The sequence below is a fragment of the Bradyrhizobium sp. P2_E8 genome, assembly GCF_056403875.1.
In genome coordinates, this window is sequence record NZ_JBFUES010000891.1 from 1 (window position 1) to 3,112 (window position 3,112).

The 3,112-nt window shown below is 64.1% G+C and carries 4 protein-coding genes; 1 reads left to right on the forward strand and 3 read right to left on the reverse strand.

Annotated features, from left to right (window positions below; all coding sequences use genetic code 11):
• Positions 1-525, forward strand: a 525-nt coding sequence (locus AC1D00_RS33790; protein WP_477013654.1) for an HWE histidine kinase domain-containing protein, incomplete at its 5' end; no start/stop codon positions are given.
• Positions 526-537: 12 nt separating this feature from the next.
• On the opposite strand, the gene AC1D00_RS33795 is transcribed toward AC1D00_RS33790, so the two are convergent.
• The 3 genes from AC1D00_RS33795 to AC1D00_RS33805 all read right to left on the reverse strand — a co-directional run bounded on the left by AC1D00_RS33795 (position 538) and on the right by AC1D00_RS33805 (position 2,842).
• Positions 538-897, reverse strand: coding sequence for a RidA family protein (locus tag AC1D00_RS33795; protein WP_477013655.1), 360 nt, complete (start codon positions 895-897; stop codon positions 538-540).
• A 109-nt stretch (positions 898-1,006) separates the two neighbouring features.
• Positions 1,007-1,615: a TetR/AcrR family transcriptional regulator gene (locus AC1D00_RS33800; protein WP_167771122.1), complete on the reverse strand. Its 609-nt coding sequence runs from the start codon at positions 1,613-1,615 to the stop codon at positions 1,007-1,009.
• Positions 1,616-1,699: 84 nt separating this feature from the next.
• Positions 1,700-2,842 (reverse strand): OpgC domain-containing protein, encoded by a 1,143-nt coding sequence (locus tag AC1D00_RS33805; protein ID WP_135176328.1) that lies wholly within the window; start codon positions 2,840-2,842, stop codon positions 1,700-1,702.
• Between the last annotated feature and the right edge of the window lie 270 nt (positions 2,843-3,112).

Below are 3,112 nucleotides of genomic sequence, written 5' to 3' on the forward strand. Positions count from 1 at the left end.
CTGCTGATCGGCCGCATCCACGCCATGTCCAACGTGGTCTCGCTGCTCAGCGAGAGCCAGTGGCAGGGCGTCAAGCTGAAGGGCCTGTTCGAGGCGCGCGCCATTCCTCATGCGGACCGCATCGCCGTCACCGGTCCTGACATCGCGGTGAGCGCGCGCGCGGCGCAGAGCCTGTCGCTTCTGTTCTTCGAGCTCGCCTCGCATTCGGACGAAGGCCTGTCGCTGGTCGGCAAGCATCCGCACATCACCGCCAACTGGACGGTGACGGGCGAGGGGACCGATGAGGTCTTCCATTTCCGCTGGGAGGAGTTCAACACCAGCGAGGCGACGCGCCGCCCGGATTCCGATTTCGGCCTGATCCTGCTCGACCGCGTCGCGCCCGAAGCGCTCGGCGGCACCGCCAAGCGCTACTTCACCGACGTCTCCTATGTCTACGAGCTGACCGCTCCGATGGAGACGGTCGTCGATATGTCCGAGCGCGACCGCACGGACAAGCTCTCGGCCCCGGTGAGGCCTGTGCGATAAACCTCGCGCACTTCAGCTCGAGGTCGGTCGAGCAGCGATTGCGGTCATCTCGAGCTTGACGCCTGAACCGAGATCGGCCACGCCGACGGCGGCGCGCGCAGGCAGATGAGCTTCTGCGAAGTGCGCCTTCCAGGCCGCATTGAACGCAGCCTTCTCGCTCAGATTCGCCATGAAAATAGTCACCTGCAAGACGTTGGCTAGGTCAGATCCGAGAGTCTCCAGGAGACGCGACAGCTGGCCAAGCACATCGTTTGTCTGACCCGACATGTCCAGGCTCGTGTCCTCAGGGACGATTCCGCCGATGTAAAGCACGCCTCCATGCTCGACCACTTCGTGGAGCAATCCTTCGTATGGCAAGATGCGTTTGATCATGATGAGACTGATGCTCCTGTGGGAAAAGACATGAGATGTCCACGCGTTCTTATCACCAAGGCGTGGAACTTGAGGCGGGGACGGACGGCGGGCATTTTCAGCGCCTGATCTAGCCCTTCGGTCGCAATACGAGATCGACCAGACTGCGTGCGTAAGCCGGCGTGATCGGCGCGATGCCGAAGACGTAGCGGTAGAACAGGCCGCCATAGATCGCGTCATAGAGGTCCTCAGGCGCCCCCTCGGCCAGGACGCTGCCGTCCTTCTGGCCCGCGGCGATCATCTCCACCAGCGCGTCGCGGCGGAATTGCAGGTAGCGTGCGTAGAACAGCTCGGCCGAGCCGGTCTTGGAGATGCATTCGGAGATGACGGCGAGCTGCACCTTGCCGAACTCGCCCTGGAGCGCCTCGGCATAGGCCGCGGCATGGCGGCGCGCGCGTGCAGCGGGCGTGCCGGAGCTCACCGGGGGCAGCGGCAGCATCTGCGCGGCATGGTGGAGAAAGGCGTCGATCAGCAGCGCCTCGCGCGATGGCCACCATTTGTAGATCGTCATCTTGGAGACGCTGGAGTGGCGCGCGACCGCGTCGATGGTGGTGGCGGCAAGGCCGGTGGCGGCCATCAGCGCATAGGCGCTTTCGAGGATGGCGTTGGAGGTCTCGATCGACCGCGGCCGGCCGCGCCTGGGCACGCTGTCAGCCTCTTCACCCCCGCCTTTCGCCATCGCCACGCCCGGTCTCCTCACGCAGAGTCCCTCCGCATAGCGCAGCCACAGGTCTCGGCCTAGCAGAATCGCACGATTATGTTGTCAGGTCTGCTGCCGCAGGGCCGCAGGCAGGTCCTGCCGCTTCGACCAGATGATGTAATAGGCGACCGCGATCATCGCGGCGAAGCCAACGATGCTCACCGCGACCTGCATTACCACCAGGTTCGGCCCGGTGATCAGGAGGAGATGGCCGGCGAAGGAGAGGAACACTGCGACGCAGAACACCGCGAGCCATTCCTCGCCGCATATGATCACCGCCTGAAGCGGCCGCCATTTCAGGCCGGGATGATCGGCCGGAATGAGATGGGTCGCAATGAGCGCGAGCGCGAGGAAGTGGACCACGCGAAAGAGCGCGAGGTTTTCCTTGTCGGTCGGCGCGATGCTGTTGAGAAGGAGGTCCGGCAAATGGGCGGACAGCGTCGGCGAATGGCGCATCAGGGTGACGGCCATCGCAAAGACGAGATAGGCGCCTGCGAGGCTCCGCAGCCAGGACATGCCACGCAGCGCACGGCCGGGGGCGCCTGTCACGGCGAACCAGCCGCCCAGCACCATCAGCATCTGCCAGCACAGCGGATTGAAGGTCCACTCCTGGTCCGGATAGACCCGGAAATTCCAGTCGAACCAGCGCGCCGCGGCGTACAGCCCGACYGATGCCGCCAGCGTCAGGTGCGGCCATCGCAGCAGCCCCCACAGCACGAACGGAAAGAACGCCATCAGCGGGATCATCAGTTGCAGGAGGTCGAGGTTCAGCGGCTCTTCCTGGAGCACCAGGCCACGGACCAGGATGCGCAGCGGGTGCTCGAGAATCCCTGAGATGTTGTATTCGTGAATGATCTCCGGCGCCATCGATTGCGAGGCGACGTAGGCGATGGCGTCGATGTAGATCACGAACAGCACGACATAGGCGGCGTAGAGCCGCCAGACGCGGCGAAAGACGCGCGTTGCCGCGACGATGTAGCCGCGCTCCAGCGCCATCCTGCCGTGGATGATGGCGACGCCGTAGCCCACCACGAACACGAACAGGTCCGCGGCGCCGCTGAAGCCGAAATTGCGCAGCGTCAGCAGGTTGACGACGTTGTTCGGGATGTGGTCGACGAACACCGACCAGTTGGCGATGCCGAGCGTCAAATACAGCCTGGCGTCGGGATGGAATGCGGCGAGGTTCGCCTTGACGGACGGTTTCATCGCGGAAAATGACTTTCGGAATCAGGGGCGCTGCTTTTAGCGGCAACCGCCTACCTATCCGAGTAGCGTTTGCGTGAGTAGGTCAGGTTTGTCCGACTGGCGAAAAATTATGCAAGACGCGCCGGTGCGTTCGCGTGCCCGCCCTTAGCCCGTCTGGGACGCAATTTCTGCAAAGGAAGCGACCTGCCCTGCGATCGCGGCCCGCGCCTCCGAGGTCGGCAACCCCTGGCGGCGGGAGGTTCACAGTCCGCGCTTCGGACCCTCCATGAT